Below are 17,566 nucleotides of genomic sequence, written 5' to 3'. Positions count from 1 at the left end.
TGCAGGCCCAAGCGCGGATGGCTTCGAAGCTCCCAAACGGCGGCATCGCGATATTCTTGCAGGGACTATCAGAGATTTCGATGGCAGGAGCGGAGCTTTTGCCGGGCTGAGATGCAGTTCGCCGTGGATGCTGGCAAAGCCCATGACACCGTCTGCATTGCTCTGGCCGGCCCGATCCTGTCGCCCGCCTTGGCAGAATGTCGGGCGCAGCGTCTCGAGTTCAGTTCAGCCGTGCGGCCTATGGTGCGCGTGGCCGGCAAGGGACACCAACGGGGCATTCGAGGGCTCCGCGATCCCATTTGCCGAGTTCGGCGGCAGCCTCGTAAGTACTCTGCAGAAATGCCGTGAGCATCGCTTCCGGGTCTTGCGCCCGACATATTGCCTCATAGGGCAAAAGGAATTCACCGAGCTCCCGGGAGAAGAATGCCTGCTGCGGCTCGACCCTCGCTGACGCAAAGCCTTCTGGTGACGGATAGGCATAGGAATAGAAGGCTGGATAGTCGATCGGGCCGCCACCCGGCCAGAACCCGGCACTGCTCACCTCATGCGAATAGGCTTCGCGGGTGACCGCGTCGGACAGATGCGGAATGCCGCCTGGATGCGGCGGCGCCCGCCTGCCTGAAAAGCGCGTCACTGCCAGATCAAAGCCGCCCCAGAAGAAATGGACGGGACTGACCTTGCCCAGAAATCCTGTCCGGAATCGCGAAAGGACCTCGTGTGTCGATAGCAGGATGCGCCAGAAGCGGTGGGCGTAGTCGCGATCATAAGAAGCATGAGCACGGTCTTGCTCGAACAGGATGCCGTCGGCGATTTCGGAGGGCTGCGTGAGGATCGGTGTCGCGAGTCCTAGTTCGGCAAGCGCAGAGGTCACTTCGCCATAGAATTCCGCCACGGTTTTCGGTGCAAGCATGACGTGGCGGATGTGACCGTCGCTCGTCCTCACCCACAGCAGATGGTCTATGAAGTCGAAATCCATCTGGAAGACCCGCCCGCCGCCAGCGGGGATCGGCGAGGTCGTAAGACCGCGCGCTGTCAGGTAGAACGGGACATGCCAGGAATGGTTCAGCCAGGGCTCGCGCATCAAGCGGATCTTGCCAGCGATCTGGGTCCACAGGTGGAGCGTCTCGTAGGTATCTTTCCAGGCTGCGTAGGGCAGACCCGGCCAGCGTTCCGAATTCAAGACAGACGACATGGTTCTCCTTCCTTCGCCGAAGCGACTGATCGCAAGCCACGATCGATGTCACTATATGAAGCCCTTCTGTCGATTGGCCAGCATCCGGGCCCTGGGCAAAAGCCAACGTTACTCAGGTGGCGGGCTCTTTTGATGTCATCGCTACTGAGCACGATTTCCGAGGAGGCAGCAGGCGGCCGCGCTTGTGCAGGGTCGCTCCTGCGAAGCGTCTTATATTAGCAATAAAGAATATATTAACGGCTGTGATGCAGCCTTCCGTACGGGGATGGGAAACACCTCCTCATCGGACGTTCCAAACGCGCGCCGAAGCGCCGGGACGCTCGACCAATGCGGAGCAAACGCATGAGTGTCGGAGCAGCTCTCGAACAATTGCTGCGGTTGATTCATAGCCGAGCCATGAAGCTAGCGGCGTTGCCGGAGGATGAACGGGATTTACACTACGATCTCATCCGCCGGTCATGTTGCGAAGCCGCCGAGCACATAGGGCAAGATCCCGACAAGGCAGCCATCACGGCAAACGATATGGTTGAGTTTGTTCGCGCACTGGTCGGAATCATTGAGGCCAGCCGTGAATCAGACCAAGACCCGAGCGCTGATCAGCCGCCGCCAGCGCGACATTTTGGCAGCCGGGAGAACGACATGACGCGCGGCTAGCACATTTCAGGAACGCTTTTCCGTCCGGAATTATGTCAGAGCAAAGGGATAGAGCAGTTCGGCGTTTCGGACATGTACGGAAACGGGCTCCGTCGTATCCGTCAGGTCCCTCACCTCGTCCAACAACTTGATTTTGTTAGACGTTTGGTGGGTGCGCACAGGATTGAACTGTGGACCCGCTGATTAAGAGTCAGCTGCTCTACCAACTGAGCTACGCACCCACTCGGCCGGCAAAAACCGGCGTTGGCGGGCATATAGCCGCCACCATCGGTCATGTCTAGCCCTGCCGGAATCATTTCCCGACAAATCGACCAGGCCTGGCGGCGATCAGACGAACAGTCTGCCTTCCGCCACCTTGATCGCATGACCGCCGATGCGCGCGGAGGCCAGTTTTCCGCCCTCGACATTGAGTTCCAGGCGTATGCGCGACGGCCGGCCCATCTCCAGCCCCTGCTCGATCCACAGTTGCGAAACGCCATCCGTCGGGCCATCGAAATGCATGATGGCGCCGGCGAACGCGGCGGCCGCCGAGCCGGTCGCCGGATCTTCATAGGTAGGCGTGCCGGGCACGATCATGCGCACATGGAAAGCGCTTTCGTGGTTCACCGTCTCGCGGCAATAGACATAGGGGCTGGCGAAGGCCCAGTCGCTCTTGCGCGGCGCCAGTTCCGACCACGCCTGGTTGTCCAGCCGGATGCGGCCCGCCGCTTCGAGGTTGGCGACCGGAATGGTCACATAGGGCACGCCCGCCGACCAGAACGCGACGCGGTGATTCTCGAAGCCGATCTCATGCGGGGCAAGGCCAAGGGCAGCACCTATCGCCTCCGGATCGGCCTCGAGCTTCAGCGGCTCCGGCAATTTCGCCAGGTCGAACTCGGCGAAGATGGCGCCGTCGTGTTTGCTCACGGCGCAACGCACCAGGCCGATGTTTTCTTCCAGCACGAAGATGCCGGCCTCGCCCTCGCCGGCCAGTTCGGCCAGCGCGATTGCCGAACCGACGGTCGGATGGCCGGCGAACGGCATTTCATAGTCGGGCGTGAAGATGCGGATGCGGTTTTTGTGCTTGGGATTGTCCGGCGGCAGCACAAAGACCGATTCGGACAGGTTGAACTCGCGCGCGATGGCCTGCATCGCCGCCGTATCCAGACCTTTGCAATCCAACACCACGGCCAGCGGATTGCCGGCCAGTCGCTCGGTCGTGAACACATCGTAAAGCAAGTAATTCCGGGTTTGCATTCCTGCCTCAATCCCAACATGGGCGAAATTTAATTTGATATTTGAACCAGCAAGCCTGATCTGTGCACAGATAGGGACATTACGCTTCAATAGGGGTCCAGAGTGGACCAGATTGTCAATCTGCCAAAGACGGAATCGGATTCCGCCATCGAGACGGCGCTTGGGCTTGACAGACAAGGTCTGCGCAAGACGCGCCGGCGTGGCTGGCTCTATGCGTTGCTCACGCTGATCGTGCTTGCAGCCGCTCTTGGCCTTTATCAGTGGTATGCGGGCACACCCGCCAAGGTTGATTACACCACGGTGCCGGCAGCCAGGGCCGACCTGACCGTCCAGGTGTCGGCGACCGGCACCCTGCAGCCGCTCACCCAGGTCGACATTTCCAGCCAGCTCTCCGGCATCATACGCTCGGTCTCGGTCAACGAGAACCAGCAGGTGAAGAAGGGCGACGTGTTGGCGGCCCTCGATACCACGAAACTCCAGGTCCAGATCGAACGGGCGCAGGCGTCCGCCAAGGCGGCGGCGGCCAATGTCGAGGACGCCAGGGTGACGCTTGCCGAGAACGAGAGCGCGCTGGTTCGCGCAGCGGCCTTGACCAAGCGCGGCATGGCGACCGACCAGTCGCTCGAGGCGGCGACCGCGACGCGTGACCGCTCCAAGGCGGCGCTCGACAGCGCCGAGGCCAATCTCGCCATCGCCAATGCCGACCTGAAATCGCAGCAGACCGACCTTGCCAACAGCACCATCTACGCGCCGATCGACGGCATCGTGCTGACGCGTTCGGTCGATCCCGGCCAGACGGTCGCCTCCTCGCTGCAGGCGCCGGTGCTGTTCATCATCGCCGCGGATTTGAGGAACATGGAACTGGTGGCGGCGGTCGACGAAGCCGACATCGGCGCCGTCAAGCCAGGCCAGCATGCGCGTTTCACGGTCGACGCCTTCCCCGACCGGCCGTTCGATGCCGAGATCCGCGACATCTCCTATGCCTCGGTCACGACAGACGGGGTCGTCACCTACAATGCGCGGCTCGAGGTCGACAATTCCGAACTGTTGCTGCGCCCCGGCATGACCGCCACTGTTTCGGTCGTCACCCGGCAGGCCAAGGATGTCCTTACAGTGCCCGCCAGCGCTTTCCGCTATCGCCCGGCGCAGCCGGCGGCGCGCGCGTGGAGCCTCAGCGACCTGTTCACCGGCCGCATGGGCCGTCCTGGCGGCAATCGCCAGCGCCAGGCCGCGACGGCACCCACCGATGGCTCGCGCGCGCTCTATGTGCTGGAGAACGGCCGGCCGCATCCGGTCAGCGTCAAGATCGGCTCGACCGACGGTGAACTGACCGAGATCACGTCCGGCCTGGAGGAAGGCGCGCAGGTCATCACCGCGTCGCAGCAGCGGAGCTGATCCGTGGCCACCGGTGCTGCCCTCATCACCTTCGACAAGGTCTGGAAGAGCTATGGCCAGGGCGAAGCCAAGGTCCATGCGCTGGCCGGCGTCGATCTTGGGATCCGGCGCGGCGAATTCGTCGCCATCATGGGCCCGTCCGGCTCCGGCAAGTCGACCGCGATGAACATCATCGGCTGCCTCGACACGCCGACGGCCGGAACCTACTCCTTCATGGGCGTCGATGCCGGCCGGCTCGACCGCAACCGCCGCGCCATGCTGCGCAACCTCTATGTCGGCTTCGTCTTCCAGGGCTATAATCTCTTGGCGCGCACCACGGCGGCCGAAAATGTCGAACTGCCGCTGATCTATCGCGGCGTCGCCGCCCGCGAGCGCCGCGACCTCGCCATGCAGGCGCTAGCCGAGGTCGGCCTGGTCGGCCGCGAGCATCACACGCCGGCCGAATTGTCGGGCGGCCAGCAGCAGCGCGTGGCGATCGCGCGCGCCATCGTCACCAGGCCGACCCTGCTCGTCGCCGACGAACCGACCGGCAATCTAGACACCGCACGCACGCACGAGATCATGGAGTTGCTGACGCGGCTCAACAAGGAGCTTGGCCTGACCATCGCTATGGTCACGCACGAGGCCGATGTCGCCGGATACGCCGAGCGCACCATTCGCTTCCTCGACGGTCACGTCGCGTCCGACACCGTGGTTCTGGAGACGGCTTAGCCATGATACCGAGAAGTGGAAACCGGTTTTCGCTGGAGATCATGGCCAAACAGAGAGATAGAGCCCCATCCCGGCTCTGTCGGAATGGATCAGGCTCTATATCATGATCTGGGAAACCATCCGCCTTTCGCTGCGTTCGATCCGCCGCAACGTGCTGCGCTCGTTCCTGACGCTGCTCGGCATCGTCATCGGTGTCGCCGCCGTCATTGCCATGCTGACCATCGGTTCGGGCACCACGCAGAAGGTCAAGGCCGACATCTCCAAACTCGGCAGCAATCTGCTGGTCGTTCGTGCCGGGCGGCCCGCCGGTCCCGGCGCCCCTGGCGGGCTCGACCAGGCGGTGCGTCCGCTGGCTGAGAAGGACCTGGCGGCGCTGGTCGCGCATCTCACCGGCGCGCGCGCCATTTCGCCGGCCTCGCAGAAGCAGGTCCGTGTCATCTTCGGCACAGAGAGCCTGACCTCGGGCGTCACCGGCACCGACAGCGCCTATCTCGACGCGCGCGACTGGAAGCTGGTGTCGGGCCGTCCGTTCAGCGATTCCGAAACCCGCTCGGGCACCGGCGTGTGCCTGATCGGCGAGACCGTGCGCCAGCAATTCTTCGGCGCTGGCGATCCCGAAGGCGAGATCATCCGCGTCAACCGAACCTCCTGCAAGATCATCGGCCTGCTCGAACCCAAGGGCTACACCGGCTTCGGCCAGGACCAGGACAACGTGGTGCTGATGCCGCTGCATGCCTATCAGCGCCGCATCGCCGGCAACCGCGACATCGACAACATCTACATCGCCGCCGACGACCGCACGCCGACCAGCGAATTGCAGCCGCGCGTCGAAGACATCCTTCGCGATATCAGGCGCATCACGCCCGACCGCGAAAGCGATTTTGGCATCCGCGACATGACCCAGATCGCCGACGCGATGGCCAGCGCGACCACCACCATGACCGGCATGCTGGGCGCGGTCGCCGGCGTCAGCCTTTTGGTCGGCGGCATCGGCATCATGAACATCATGCTGGTGTCGGTCACCGAACGCACCCGCGAGATCGGCATCAGGCTCGCCATTGGCGCGCATGAAAAGCACATCCTCATCCAGTTCCTGGTCGAGGCGACGGTGCTGTCGCTACTCGGCGGCATCATCGGCATCCTCATCGGCCTGGCGCTGGCCGGCCTCGCCTCGGCAACGCTGACCATCCCGTTCGCGCCAAGCCCTGCGGTCATCCTGCTCGCCGTCGGCTTCTCCGCGCTGATCGGCATGGTGTTCGGCTTCTTCCCGGCCCTGCGCGGCGCACGGCTCGACCCGATCGACGCGCTAAGGCACGAATAAAGGGCAACAGAGCCAGGGCTGTCCTCTATCTTTGTTTTGACGCAATTCCGGACGGAAAACCGCTTCACACTTTTCCTGGAATTGCTCTAGTTGCCGCCGGCAAAATGCCATTCGATCAGCGGCTTCATGTGCGGCGACAGCCCCTCCGGCAGGTCGGCGGCGTGGCGGATGATCACCGGCCCTTCGATCTCCGGATCGGTTTCGGTCGCGACAAAGGCTGAGATCCGGCGCGCGACATCATCGGCCGGCTCATCAACGTGATAGCGGCGGAAGATGACCGTCCCGCTATCCGTCGACAGGGCGTGATAGCGCTTGCCGCGCCTGGCATTCGACAGGTCGAGGCCGGTCTCTTCGCGCACTTCGCGGATCATGTTGAAATCGACATCAACCAGCCCGTCGCGAAAATCGATCGGCTCGAATGAGCCGGCGGCGAAATAGACGCTGCCGGCACCCACCGTGTGTCGTCCCATGCGGATCGCTACCAGCGCATTGTCGCCGGCCACCAGCATGGCGTGGCCATAGGCATGCCCGGCGCCGGAATTCTCACGCCGCCGGCGCCAAAGCATGAACGTCGAATAATTGATCGCATGGCAGCGGCCGACGAGCCGATTGCCGCGCCAGGCAAGCTGCGAGAGCAGCACCACAATGCCGTCGAACAGCGCCGGATTGGCTGCTATCTCGTGCTGCCAGTTTTCGGCGATCGCCTCTGCATTATCCCTGGCGAAGGGGTGCGGGCCAGGATCGAGCCGGACGTCGACGGCGTCGACCGGCAGGATGACATTGCGCGGCAGGTCGAAGCTCATGGGCCTGTCACGCCATGTCCAGCGTGATCGCCACCGGGCAATGGTCCGACGCTTTCGGCCGGTCCCAGCCGGCGCGCGGGAATCGCTCGACTTCCTGGCCCGCCGGGAAGATCGTGCGCCAGGGCTGGCCGTTGCGGATGATGTCGGGAACGGCGGTGGCATTCTTTGCCGCCAGTCCCCTGGACAGCAGGATGTAGTCGAGCTGGCAGAGATGCCGCTCTTCCGGCCCGCGTGTGTGATAGAAGGTCCAGCGGTTCATTTCCGGCCGCCGCTCGATGACGTTTTCGCAGAAGCCGCCTGCCGTCAGCACGTTGATGCAGGACTTGGCCTCGTCGACCACCTCGAAACGATAGCCGTCGAATTCATCGCCGGCGATCTTCACCCGCTGGCGGTAATCGTTCATGTCGCCGCAGATCGCCCAGCGCTTGTCGGCGGCATGATCCCCGCCGAAGCGCTCCTCGATGATCCGCCGAACGGCCTGAGCCTCGGCGATGCGCACCGGCATCGTCGCCTCGCGCCCGTCGAACCCGTTGCGGGGCGAGCCCATCGACTTGAAGTGCACGAGGTAGAGTGTCATTCGCGCGCCGCCCACGGTGATGTCGACTTCCAGGCAGTCGCGCCGGAAAATGCGCTCGTTGGCCTGGTTGCCAAGCGCCTCGAGTTCCGGCGTGTGCAGCCCGAACTGCTCGTAAGTGACATAGGCGTGGCTGGTCATGCGCACGAATTCGATCGGCTGTCCCTGCGCGGTCTCGTTGCGCATCATCACGGCGACGTCGATGCCGCGCGAATCATTGCCCGATGTGGTGTATTTCTGCCGGTAGCCCTGCCCGACCATCTTGAACAGATAGCCGTATTCGAAGGCCTTCAGCGCCTCGATGTTGTCGACCTCCTGCATGCAGATGATGTCGGCGCGGGTGGCGGCGATCGCCAGCGCCGTCAGCTGCCGCGTGTCGTCGGACTGCGCGATGGCGCGGGCCTGCTCCAGCATCTTGTACTCGGCCTCGCTCTGGATATCGAACAGCGCCAGCGTCCGATCCTCGTTGAGCTGGTTGCGAAAGCCGGAAAAATCGAACCTGTTCATCAGGTTCTCGACATTGAAGGTTGCAAGGCGCAGCGACATGCCCTGACCTTTGCCTGCAAGCGCTGGAGAAAACAAGATCGCGGGCCACAAGCGGGGATCGTTTGATCCTGGCGGCGTTCACGCCATGGTTGACGGAACCTTTCCGTTCATCCGCCGTTCAGACGCAAAGATCCACATTAGGCCCATTCCCAGGGTAGGCGTGGGGCCTGTAACTCTCGGAGAGTGTTATGAATTCGCTCTTTTCTTCCACCGTCAAATCCGGGCTGATAGCGCTCGGTATCGTCTCCGGCATCACGGCACCGTCCGCCGCCGGTCCGATCCTGCAGCCGAACCTGTCGATTCCCACAAGCACCGCTGCACCGACAGTCATCCCGGTGCGTGAAGGCTGGGCCGGCGGCAACAACAACGGGGGGTTCAACAACGAGTGGCGGTGGCGCCGGTCGGGCAATTGGAACCGCGGTAATTGGGATCGTGGCCACTGGGGTCGTGGCAATTGGGATCGCGGCCACTGGGGTCGCGGCGACTGGGGTCGTGGCCATTGGGCCGGACGCCATTGGGGTGACGGCGACAATTGGCGCTGGCGCCATCGCCACTATGGCGGCCGCTACTATGATGATGATGGCGCCGGCGCCGCGATCCTGGGCCTTGGCCTGGGGCTCGGCCTCAGCAGCTTGTACAACAACTACAATTACTACGAGGCGCCGCCGCGCCGCTACTACCGCGCGGGCCGGCTTTCGAGCGCCCATGTGCAGTGGTGCTACAACCGCTATCGGTCCTATCGTGCGTGGGATAACACCTTCCAGCCCAATTACGGCCCGCGTCGGCAGTGCTTGTCGCCCTATAGCTGAGCTTTAGGCCAAGCCGAACATGGAAAATTGGAAAACGGCGCCTCTCGGCGCCGTTTTGGTTTTGGCAATGGAGAGCGGACCCGCTCAGTTCTTGGCCTTGTCGACCAGCTTGTTCTTGGAGATCCACGGCATCATGGCGCGCAGCTTGGCGCCGACTTCCTCGATCTGATGGCTGTCGTTCATACGGCGGATGCCCTTGAAGCGCGACAGGCCGGCACGGTATTCCTGCATCCATTCCGACGTGAACTTGCCGGTCTGGATGTCCTTGAGCACGCGCTTCATCTCGGCCTTGGTCTCGGCGGTGATGATGCGCGGACCCGAGACATATTCGCCCCATTCGGCGGTGTTCGAGATCGAGTAGTTCATGTTGGCGATGCCGCCTTCATAGATCAGGTCGACGATCAGCTTGACCTCGTGCAGGCACTCGAAATAGGCCATTTCAGGCGCGTAGCCGGCTTCCACCAGCGTCTCGAAGCCGGCGCGGATCAATTCGACCAGGCCGCCGCACAGCACGACCTGCTCGCCGAACAGGTCGGTCTCGCATTCCTCGCGGAAATTGGTCTCGATGATGCCCGAACGGCCGCCGCCGACGCCGCAGGCGTAGGAGAGCGCCAGGTCGAGCGCATTGCCCGACGCGTCCTGGTTGACGGCGACCAGGCACGGCACGCCGCCGCCCTTCTGGTATTCGCCGCGCACCGTGTGGCCGGGGCCCTTCGGCGCGATCATCACGACGTCGACGGTCGACTTCGGCTCGATCAGGCCGAAATGCACGTTGAGGCCGTGGGCGAAGGCGATCGCCGCGCCGTCGCGGATGTTCGGCGCGATCTCGTTCTTGTAGATGTCGGCCTGCAATTCGTCGGGCGTCGCCATCATCATCAGGTCGGCCCACTTGGCGGCGTCCGCCACGGTCATGACCTTCAGGCCGTCGGCCTCGACCTTCTTGGCGGTCGCCGAGCCGGCCTTGAGGCCGATGGCGATCTCCTTGGCGCCGGAATCCTTGAGGTTGAGCGCATGCGCCCTGCCCTGGCTGCCATAGCCGATGATGGCGACCTTCTTGCCCTTGATCAGGTTGAGATCGGCATCACGATCGTAATAGACGCGCATTTTACTTCCTTCCCGTTTTATATTAGAGGCCGCGGCCCGGTTTTGCTCCGTAAAGAGCGAGAAACTGCTGCGTCGCCCGCGCGGCATCGCCACCGATCGTCGCCTCAGTCAATTCCAGCCGGTCGCCCAACAGCAGACGGATCTGCACGTCACGGGCGACCAGCCCGAAAAAGGTGCGGAATGCCGTCTCGGCATCCGCAAAGTCCAGCAGTCCGGCGTGCCGGCCAGCCTCGAGCACCGGCTTCAGCCGCTTGGCGAGCGCGAAGCGGCCATTCTCCAGCACGACGGCGCCAAGGTTGTCCTTTCCTGACCCCGCATGGCCAACCGCCACCCGGTTGAGCGCGATCGAGGTGTCGCTCGAAATCACCTTGAGCCAGTCCGAAGCGAAGCGTTCGAGACTTGCCGCCAGCGAGGCGAGATCGAGCCCCTTGCCATCGACCTGCGCCACCCGCACCTTCGAGGCCTGCCATTGCACCGTCGCCGTCAGCAGCCCGTCGCGGTCACCGAACCATTTGTAGAGCGTTTCCTTGGAACAGCTCGCGCGGCCCGCCACGGCGGTCATGGTCAGATGATCGCCTTCCTCGACCAGCAGCCGCAACGCCGCATCCAGGACGGCCTTCTGCCGCTCCGTCAGCGCCTCGCTGGTGTCGATGTCGGCGTTTGCCAGCAACACGATCGTTCCTCGGCGGCAAGGCAAGCCGGCAGTTCCGGCGAGCCGTACCGTACGTTACGGTTCGGCATTTCTATCGCGTATTGTTCTGAAACATGCAAGCCCTATTTCTTCCCGGACGGCCAGGCTGCCAGACGGGCCTCGCTGGGAAAGAAGATGGTGATCGGATTGCTTGCCTTAACCGTGGCTGCCGTATTCGCTGGTGCCGCGATCTATGTCAGCGTCGCCGAGCAGCCGGCGCGGCTCCGCCTTGGCGACAGAGCGCTACTGCAGGAATGGCAACCGTCCTACAAGCGCGGCGCCGCCATGCAGGCGTCGATCGCCATTGTCGCCTGCGTTCTCGGTCTGGTTGCTTGGTGGCAGACCGGCGGCCTTGCCTTTGCAATCGGCGCGGTGTCGATCATCCTGCCCTGGCCGTGGACGCTGATCGCGATGATGCCCACCAACAGGCTGCTGGAAGCGATGGATGTCGGTACCGACAATCCGCAAGCCAGATCCCTGATCGTCAAGTGGGGCAATCTGCACCTGGTTCGCGTTGCACTTGGCGTGCTGGCGACGCTGGCCTTTTTCTGGGGCAACCATCTGGGCTGACATCGCTCCGATCGTGCCGGGTCCAAGTTCAATCGCTGGCAGGAGGATGGCGCAGTCGGCCAAGCAGTGCCGACACCGTGTTCAGCTCATCCGGCGAGAGCCTGACGCCGACCAGCTCGGCGATCGACCGGCCATAGACGTCCCACATCCGGCGGCGCATCTCCAGCCCCTTGGCCGTGATGCGGATGGTCTGGCCGCGACCGTCATCGGCCACCGGCAGCTTCTCGACCAGCCCGTCGGCTTCGAGCCGGGCCAGCAGCCGCGAGATGTTGTACTGCGCAAACAGAGTGCGCTCGGTCAATTGGAACGGCCGCAGGCCGGCCTCGCCAGCCTCGGCAAGTTCGTGCAGCACATCGTACCAAGCAAGCGGCGGCAGGCCGCCCGCCTTCAGCGCGTCTTCGGCACTCTCCACCAGCTGGCGCGAAACGCGCATCAGGCGGGCCCAGGCCTTGATGGCTTGCGGCGAAGGCGTGGCTTTCTCTGTCACGGCCGCACCATAGAAGATAGATGCAGATGCATCAAGCTTGACGATCAATGCATATGCATCTATATAGATGCAATTGCGTCAACTTCCGAAAGGCACATCTCAGTGAAACATAAAACCTGCAAGATCTATGTCTGGGGAGAGTGAAATGGCCGACAAGCTCATTCTCGTCAGTCATCCTCTCTGCCCTTATGTCCAGCGCGCGGCGATCTCGCTGACCGAGAAAGGCGTGCCGTTCGAGCGCGTCGACATCGACCTCGCTGACAAGCCGGACTGGTTCAAGGCGATCTCGCCGCTCGGCAAGGTGCCGCTGCTGCGCGTGCGGCGAAATGGCGAGGAGACGGTAATCTTCGAGTCGGCCGTCATTCTCGAATTCCTCGAGGAGACACAGCCCAACGCCCTTCACCCCATCGATCCCTACGACCGAGCCCGGCATCGGGCCTGGATCGAGTTCGGATCGGCCACCCTCAATGCAATCGGCCGTTTCTATTCAGCGCCGACGGGGGCCGGATTCCTTGCCGAGTCCAGCACGCTGGCGGTCCTATTTGGCCGCATCGAGGCCGAGCTGGCGGACAATGCCCTGCGGCGTGGACCGTGGTTCGCCGGAGAGCGCTTCTCGCTCGTCGACGCCGTTTACGGCCCTGTTTTCAGATATCTCGACGCTTTCGACCGGATCGGCGATTTCGGCATCATGGACGGCAAGCCGTTTGTCCAGGCCTGGCGCCAAGCCTTGAGTGGACGCCCCTCCATCAGGGTCGCCGTGGCGCCGGATTATCCGCAGCGCCTGCATGCCTTCCTCCAGGCGAAAGGGTCTTTCCTGTCGAGCCTCATCCGCCGAAACGATCCAGCCACCGCGCCTCGGCAAGCCCTGCCCGCCTGAACGTATCGATCACTGTCCCGACCACCATCGACGCAAGAAAATCAAGCCGCGGCGCCGTCCAGAGGCTTACGCTTGAGCGGCATCAAAATCGGCGCGCGCTGCGCGCACCGCATCATGGTTGAGTTCGGCCCACAGAATCAATTGATGAAAGGCGCCGAACATCGAGCGCCCGAGACCGGTCAGGCTGTATTCGACGCTCGGTGGTTTGGTCGGGAACACCTCACGATGCACATAGCCATCGCGCTGAAGATCGTACAGCGTCTGGGTCAGCATGCGCTGCGAAATGTCGGGCACAAGGCGCCTCAACTCGCCGAAGCGGTAGGGTCTTTCAGCCAGCGCCATCATCAGCAGCGATCTCCATTTGCCGCTGACGCCCTGGATGACTTCACGAACCGGACAATTGGCAATATTGCCGCCCCCGCTTATCGCTTTGTAGATCTCCATCTTCGATTTCAGATTGATGACCTTGCCGTCCATGGCTGGTTCCCTGCCTGTGCCTACCTCCCGAAAAACTGCCTTCTTTACGGCACCGGGTCAATTCCTATTTTAGTGCTGGTCTCTTTCTGAGACTACCACTCGACCCGCCCTTGCGGCGCAATGTCAGGATCCATCATGACCAAAACCTTTCTCATCACCGGCGCCTCCGGCCAGCTCGGCCGCGGCGTCATCCACTATCTCCTGGACACGCACAAAGTTCCGCCGGCAAAGATCATCGCCACCACACGCAATCCAGAAAGCGTGGCCGATCTGGCGCTGCGCGGCATCGTTGTCAGGGCCGCCGACTTCAACGACGCGGCCTCGCTGGAAACCGCATTCGAGGGCGCCGACAAGTTGCTGATCATTTCGACCGGCGATCTCGATCTCAAAAGCGGCAGGCGCCTGAAGCAGCACGAAAATGCCGTCGCCGCGGCCAAAAATGCCGGCATTTCGCATCTGCTCTACACCTCGATGCCCAATCCGGAGCCGGTATCGCCGGTCCTGTTCGCCGATGACCACTACAGCACCGAGCAGGCGATCAAGGCGAGCGGCATCCCGTACACGATCTTCCGCAACGGCTGGTATCAGGAGAACCTGTTCATGGCACTGCCGCACGCGATCGCGTCGGGACGCTGGTATACGTCCGCCGGCGAAGGCCGCATTGCGCACGGCGCACGCGATGACATGGCAGCGGCGATCGCCGCCGGCCTCGCTGGCGCCTCAAACGAAAGCAAGACCTACACGTTGACCGGTCCGCACGCCTACACCACGGCCGAGATTGCCGCCCTGGTAAGCGAGGTCACCGGCAAGCCGCTCGATGTCGTGCAGGTTCCGGATGAAGCTTTGACGGAAGGAGTGAAGGCATCGGGCATTCCCGAGGACTTTGCCGAGGTCGTCGTGTCCTTCGACGCGAACACGCGCTCCGGCCGCATCTCAATGGTGACGGACGCGATCGAGACGCTGTCCGGCAGGACGCCAAAGACGTTGAAGCAATTCCTCGAGGCGAACAAGGCCGCATTGGCCGGTTGAAATCCGCGCGGCGGGGAGCCTGTTCCCGGCTTTCCGCCGCGCCTACTTCGATGCCTTGACCAGGCCGAGCCGGATAAGGCTCTCTCCGGTCGCCGCCAGCGCGTCTTCGCGCGAACGCGGTTTCCAGCCGAGCATGCGCACCGCCTTGGCGCTGGTGGCATTCTTGACCTTGCCGAGCTCTGTCACCAGCTGCGCGGCTTCCGGGTTGAACGGCCCCACCACCCGCAACAGCCAATCGGGAAGCTGCCTGGTCGAGACGCGCGCCGCGGCATCGCCCAGCCGCGTTTTCAAGGTCTGCGCGATCTCCCGCACAGTCATGAAATCGCCGGCAACCGCCAGGAAGCGCTCGCCTTTTGCCACCGGACTGGTCATGGCGCGCACATGCAGATCCGCCACGTCGCGTGCATCGACCACGCCGAAAGACAGGCGCGGCAGCCCCGGCATGGCACCGTTCATCATGCGCTGGACAAATTCGGTCGAGGTCGAGTGGTCGGACCCGAGCACAGGCCCGAAAATACCGACCGGATTGACCACCGAAAGTTCAAGCGCCCCGCCCTCGGCGGCAATAAAATCCCAGGCCGCGCGCTCGGCCAAGGTCTTCGACTTCACATAGGCGCTGACCTTGCCTGCCGGATCGGTCCAGCTCTCCTCGGTGAGCGGCCATCCGTCTGATGGCATCTTGCCGCAGCCGATGGCCGCGAATGACGAGGTAAGCACAACGCGTTTGACGCCGGCGTCTCGTGCGGCCCGCAGCACCCGCAATGCACCCTCGCGAGCCGGGATGATCAGCTCATTCTCGTGCTTCGGCACACCGGCCGGAAATGGCGAGGCGACATGCAGGACGTAATCACAGCCGACGACGGCTTGCGGCCAGCCGGCGTCGTTCATGAGGTCGGCGATGGCAAAAGACAGCGAATGACCCGGCTCGATGCCGCCGGCCTTGAGCATGGCCAGGACATCGGCTTGCCGCTCGGCGGAGCGCACGGTCGTGCGCACGCGGTAGCCCGCCTTCAGCAGTCCGAGGATACAGTGGCCGCCGAGGAAGCCCGATCCGCCGGTGACAAGCACCAATTCGCCGCTCATGCGCGCCCTCGCAACTCGTCAGGTCAAGCGTTCGAACGCTTCAGATCGCCACCTGCGTGCCGATTTCTACCACACGTCCGGTCGGGATCTGGAAATATTCGGTCGCGTCGGCCGCGGTGCGCGCCAGGCCGATGAACAGCTTGTCCTGCCACACCGGCATGCCGGAATTGGGCGAGGCCTTGAGCGAGCGACGCGACAGGAAGAACGAGGTCGTCATGATGTCGAACTTCCAGCCCTGCTTGCGGCAGATCGCCAGCGCGCGCGGGATGTTTGGCTGCTCCATATAGCCGAAGGTCAGCGTCACCCGCATGAACAACTCGTTGACCGTCTCCATCTTGACCCGGTCGCTGTCGGCCACCACCGGCTGCGGCGCCGTCACCACCGACAGGATGACGTTCTGCTCATGCAGCACCTTGTAGTGCTTAAGGCTGTGCATCAGCGCGGTCGGCGCGCTGAGCGGATCGCTGGTCAGGAACACCGCGGTGCCGGACACCAGCTGCGGCTTCTTCTTCAACAGATTGCCGGCGAGGAAATCGAGCGGGATTTCGTTGCGGCGGGTCTTGTCGAAGAGATAGCGGCTGCCGCGCACCCAGGTCCACATACCCAGCACGATGGTGAAAGCCACCGCCAGCGACGACCAGCCGCCCTCGAACACCTTGACGATGTTGGAGGCAAAGAATCCGATATCGATGAAAGCGAACAGAGCGGTCAGCGCGATCGTCACCGACAAACGCCATTTCCAGATCCGGGTCATGACGACATAGAGCAGCACGGTCGTCACCAGCATGTTGCCGGTCACCGAGATGCCATAGGCCGAGGCGAGCTTGCTGGACTCGCCGAAGCCAACCACCAGCATCATCACCACCAGCGCCAGCAAGAGGTTGACGCGCGGCATGTAGATCTGGCCGGACTGTTTCTCCGACGTGTGCAGGATTTCGAGCCGCGGCAGCATGTTGAGCTGCACCGCTTGCCGGGTCAGCGAGAAGGCACCCGAAATCACCGCCTGGCTGGCGATGACCGTCGCCGCAGTCGCCAGCACGACCATGGGAATCAGAGCCCAACCCTCGTTCATCTCGAAGAACGGGTGGCCGACGACGCCATTCTTAGCCAGCACGAAGGCGCCCTGCCCGGCATAGTTCAGCAGCAGGCAAGGGAACACGATCGCCAGCCAGGCCAGCACGATAGGCTTGCGTCCGAAATGGCCGAGGTCGGCATAGAGCGCCTCAGCGCCGGTGACGGCGAGGAAGACGGCCCCGACCGTGACGAAAGCCACGTCGGGCGAATGGATCAGGAAGGCAACGATATAGTGCGGACTGATCGCCAGCAGGATTTCCGGATCGGCGACTATGTGGTTGAGGCCTGAAAGGCCGATCGCCAGGAACCACACCGCGGTTACCGGACCGAAGACCAGTCCGACACCGCCCGTGCCGAAGCGTTGCACCGCAAACACCATGGCGAGAATGACCAATGTCAACGGCACGACATAGGGTTGGAAAGCGGGCGTAACGACATTCATGCCCTCGACCGCCGACAGCACCGAAATCGCCGGTGTGATGACCGCGTCGCCGAAAAACAACGAGGCTCCAACGATGCCGATGCCGAGAATCACCGCCGACCGTTTCGGAAAGCTGCCGCGCGCCAGCGCCATCAGCGACAGCACGCCGCCCTCGCCGCGATTGTCGGCGCGAAGCACGAACATGATGTATTTTATCGTGACCGTGATCGTTAGCGACCAAATGATCAGCGACAGCACGCCAAGGATATCGCCGCGGTCCGCGACGCGGCCGTGGGACGACGCCACCAGCGCCTCGCGAAAGGCATAGATCGGACTGGTGCCGATATCGCCATAGACAATACCCAGCGCGCCCAGCATCAGCACCTTGGTGCTGTGGTGCTCGATTTCAGGATGGCTCGATGGTTCGACGGGTTCTGCCTCATTACCAGCATTGGCAAGGGCCATGGGCGACACTCCGATAAGCGCGCGGTGCTCTACGCTTGCTGCGCTGC

The 17,566-nt window shown here is 63.0% G+C and carries 18 protein-coding genes and 1 tRNA gene; 8 read left to right on the top strand and 11 right to left on the bottom strand.

Annotated features, from left to right (window positions below; translation table 11 throughout):
* Positions 1 to 238 precede the first annotated feature (238 nt).
* On the bottom strand, positions 239 to 1,192 hold the full coding sequence (locus tag JT360_RS17345; RefSeq protein ID WP_214472884.1) for a DUF5996 family protein: 954 nt from the start codon (positions 1,190 to 1,192) through the stop codon (positions 239 to 241).
* A gap of 342 nt (positions 1,193 to 1,534) precedes the next feature.
* On the opposite strand from JT360_RS17345, the gene JT360_RS17340 reads away from it, so the two are divergent.
* Positions 1,535 to 1,846, top strand: coding sequence for a hypothetical protein (locus JT360_RS17340; RefSeq protein WP_214472883.1), 312 nt, complete (start codon positions 1,535 to 1,537; stop codon positions 1,844 to 1,846).
* Positions 1,847 to 1,991: 145 nt separating this feature from the next.
* Here the strand turns inward: JT360_RS17340 and JT360_RS17335 are convergent.
* Positions 1,992 to 2,067 (bottom strand) — tRNA-Lys (locus tag JT360_RS17335).
* Positions 2,068 to 2,173: 106 nt separating this feature from the next.
* Positions 2,174 to 3,082: a PhzF family phenazine biosynthesis protein gene (locus JT360_RS17330; protein ID WP_214472882.1), complete on the bottom strand. Its 909-nt coding sequence runs from the start codon at positions 3,080 to 3,082 to the stop codon at positions 2,174 to 2,176.
* A gap of 102 nt (positions 3,083 to 3,184) precedes the next feature.
* Between JT360_RS17330 and JT360_RS17325 the strand changes: the two genes are divergently transcribed.
* The 3 genes from JT360_RS17325 (at position 3,185) to JT360_RS17315 (ending at position 6,509) form a co-directional block, all read left to right on the top strand.
* Positions 3,185 to 4,477, top strand: a complete 1,293-nt coding sequence (locus JT360_RS17325; protein ID WP_214472881.1) for an efflux RND transporter periplasmic adaptor subunit — start codon at positions 3,185 to 3,187, stop codon at positions 4,475 to 4,477.
* Positions 4,478 to 4,480: 3 nt separating this feature from the next.
* On the top strand, positions 4,481 to 5,188 hold the full coding sequence (locus tag JT360_RS17320) for an ABC transporter ATP-binding protein (RefSeq protein WP_214472880.1): 708 nt from the start codon (positions 4,481 to 4,483) through the stop codon (positions 5,186 to 5,188).
* Between the two features lie 103 nt (positions 5,189 to 5,291).
* Positions 5,292 to 6,509: an ABC transporter permease gene (locus tag JT360_RS17315; RefSeq protein WP_214472879.1), complete on the top strand. Its 1,218-nt coding sequence runs from the start codon at positions 5,292 to 5,294 to the stop codon at positions 6,507 to 6,509.
* A gap of 86 nt (positions 6,510 to 6,595) precedes the next feature.
* Here the strand turns inward: JT360_RS17315 and JT360_RS17310 are convergent, their stop codons facing one another.
* Complete coding sequence (locus JT360_RS17310; protein ID WP_214472878.1) at positions 6,596 to 7,312, bottom strand: hypothetical protein; 717 nt, start codon at positions 7,310 to 7,312, stop codon at positions 6,596 to 6,598.
* Between the two features lie 7 nt (positions 7,313 to 7,319).
* Positions 7,320 to 8,432, bottom strand: coding sequence for an endonuclease/exonuclease/phosphatase family protein (locus JT360_RS17305; RefSeq protein WP_214472877.1), 1,113 nt, complete (start codon positions 8,430 to 8,432; stop codon positions 7,320 to 7,322).
* Positions 8,433 to 8,620: 188 nt separating this feature from the next.
* Between JT360_RS17305 and JT360_RS17300 the strand changes: the two genes are divergently transcribed.
* On the top strand, positions 8,621 to 9,241 hold the full coding sequence (locus JT360_RS17300; protein WP_214472876.1) for a BA14K family protein: 621 nt from the start codon (positions 8,621 to 8,623) through the stop codon (positions 9,239 to 9,241).
* 84 nt (positions 9,242 to 9,325) lie between these two features.
* Here the strand turns inward: JT360_RS17300 and ilvC are convergent, their stop codons facing one another.
* Both ilvC and JT360_RS17290 read right to left on the bottom strand, forming a co-directional pair.
* Positions 9,326 to 10,345, bottom strand: coding sequence for a ketol-acid reductoisomerase (gene ilvC, locus JT360_RS17295; RefSeq protein ID WP_214472875.1), 1,020 nt, complete (start codon positions 10,343 to 10,345; stop codon positions 9,326 to 9,328).
* Between the two features lie 22 nt (positions 10,346 to 10,367).
* The gene (locus JT360_RS17290; protein ID WP_250888875.1) at positions 10,368 to 11,015 is read right to left on the bottom strand and encodes a TetR/AcrR family transcriptional regulator; all 648 of its coding nucleotides are present in this window, start codon (positions 11,013 to 11,015) and stop codon (positions 10,368 to 10,370) included.
* A gap of 159 nt (positions 11,016 to 11,174) precedes the next feature.
* Here JT360_RS17290 and JT360_RS17285 point away from each other — a divergent pair, with 159 nt between their 5' ends.
* Entirely contained in the window at positions 11,175 to 11,606 is a 432-nt protein-coding gene (locus tag JT360_RS17285; protein WP_214472961.1) for an anthrone oxygenase family protein, read from the top strand.
* 28 nt (positions 11,607 to 11,634) lie between these two features.
* Here JT360_RS17285 and JT360_RS17280 read toward each other — a convergent pair whose 3' ends face one another.
* A complete protein-coding gene (locus tag JT360_RS17280; RefSeq protein ID WP_214472873.1) occupies positions 11,635 to 12,093 on the bottom strand; it encodes a MarR family winged helix-turn-helix transcriptional regulator in 459 nt (152 codons plus the stop codon).
* Positions 12,094 to 12,238: 145 nt separating this feature from the next.
* Between JT360_RS17280 and JT360_RS17275 the strand changes: the two genes are divergently transcribed.
* Positions 12,239 to 12,970: a glutathione S-transferase family protein gene (locus JT360_RS17275; protein ID WP_214472872.1), complete on the top strand. Its 732-nt coding sequence runs from the start codon at positions 12,239 to 12,241 to the stop codon at positions 12,968 to 12,970.
* A gap of 66 nt (positions 12,971 to 13,036) precedes the next feature.
* Here JT360_RS17275 and JT360_RS17270 read toward each other — a convergent pair whose 3' ends face one another.
* A complete protein-coding gene (locus JT360_RS17270; protein ID WP_214472871.1) occupies positions 13,037 to 13,447 on the bottom strand; it encodes a winged helix-turn-helix transcriptional regulator in 411 nt (136 codons plus the stop codon).
* 135 nt (positions 13,448 to 13,582) lie between these two features.
* Between JT360_RS17270 and JT360_RS17265 the strand changes: the two genes are divergently transcribed.
* The gene (locus JT360_RS17265) at positions 13,583 to 14,476 is read left to right on the top strand and encodes an SDR family oxidoreductase (protein ID WP_214472870.1); all 894 of its coding nucleotides are present in this window, start codon (positions 13,583 to 13,585) and stop codon (positions 14,474 to 14,476) included.
* A 42-nt stretch (positions 14,477 to 14,518) separates the two neighbouring features.
* Here the strand turns inward: JT360_RS17265 and JT360_RS17260 are convergent, their stop codons facing one another.
* Positions 14,519 to 15,559, bottom strand: coding sequence for an SDR family oxidoreductase (locus tag JT360_RS17260; protein WP_214472869.1), 1,041 nt, complete (start codon positions 15,557 to 15,559; stop codon positions 14,519 to 14,521).
* A gap of 40 nt (positions 15,560 to 15,599) precedes the next feature.
* A complete protein-coding gene (locus tag JT360_RS17255) occupies positions 15,600 to 17,519 on the bottom strand; it encodes a potassium transporter Kup (RefSeq protein ID WP_214472868.1) in 1,920 nt (639 codons plus the stop codon).
* Between the last annotated feature and the right edge of the window lie 47 nt (positions 17,520 to 17,566).

The organism is Mesorhizobium sp. dw_380, from assembly GCF_018588885.1.
GTDB lineage: Bacteria > Pseudomonadota > Alphaproteobacteria > Rhizobiales > Rhizobiaceae > Mesorhizobium.
This window is presented reverse-complemented; position numbering and strand designations above follow the sequence as displayed.

What these genes read in the sequence shown, in the direction of transcription:
- JT360_RS17345 (WP_214472884.1), bottom strand. Translation starts at nt 1,192, where the DNA reads ATGTCGTCTGTCTTGAATTCGGAACGCTGGCCGGGTCTGCCCTACGCA.
- JT360_RS17340 (WP_214472883.1), top strand. Translation starts at nt 1,535, where the DNA reads ATGAGTGTCGGAGCAGCTCTCGAACAATTGCTGCGGTTGATTCATAGC.
- JT360_RS17330 (WP_214472882.1), bottom strand. Translation starts at nt 3,082, where the DNA reads ATGCAAACCCGGAATTACTTGCTTTACGATGTGTTCACGACCGAGCGA.
- JT360_RS17315 (WP_214472879.1), top strand. Translation starts at nt 5,292, where the DNA reads ATGATCTGGGAAACCATCCGCCTTTCGCTGCGTTCGATCCGCCGCAAC.
- JT360_RS17310 (WP_214472878.1), bottom strand. Translation starts at nt 7,312, where the DNA reads ATGAGCTTCGACCTGCCGCGCAATGTCATCCTGCCGGTCGACGCCGTC.
- JT360_RS17305 (WP_214472877.1), bottom strand. Translation starts at nt 8,432, where the DNA reads ATGTCGCTGCGCCTTGCAACCTTCAATGTCGAGAACCTGATGAACAGG.
- JT360_RS17300 (WP_214472876.1), top strand. Translation starts at nt 8,621, where the DNA reads ATGAATTCGCTCTTTTCTTCCACCGTCAAATCCGGGCTGATAGCGCTC.
- ilvC (WP_214472875.1), bottom strand. Translation starts at nt 10,345, where the DNA reads ATGCGCGTCTATTACGATCGTGATGCCGATCTCAACCTGATCAAGGGC.
- JT360_RS17275 (WP_214472872.1), top strand. Translation starts at nt 12,239, where the DNA reads ATGGCCGACAAGCTCATTCTCGTCAGTCATCCTCTCTGCCCTTATGTC.
- JT360_RS17270 (WP_214472871.1), bottom strand. Translation starts at nt 13,447, where the DNA reads ATGGACGGCAAGGTCATCAATCTGAAATCGAAGATGGAGATCTACAAA.
- JT360_RS17265 (WP_214472870.1), top strand. Translation starts at nt 13,583, where the DNA reads ATGACCAAAACCTTTCTCATCACCGGCGCCTCCGGCCAGCTCGGCCGC.
- JT360_RS17260 (WP_214472869.1), bottom strand. Translation starts at nt 15,559, where the DNA reads ATGAGCGGCGAATTGGTGCTTGTCACCGGCGGATCGGGCTTCCTCGGC.
- JT360_RS17255 (WP_214472868.1), bottom strand. Translation starts at nt 17,519, where the DNA reads ATGGCCCTTGCCAATGCTGGTAATGAGGCAGAACCCGTCGAACCATCG.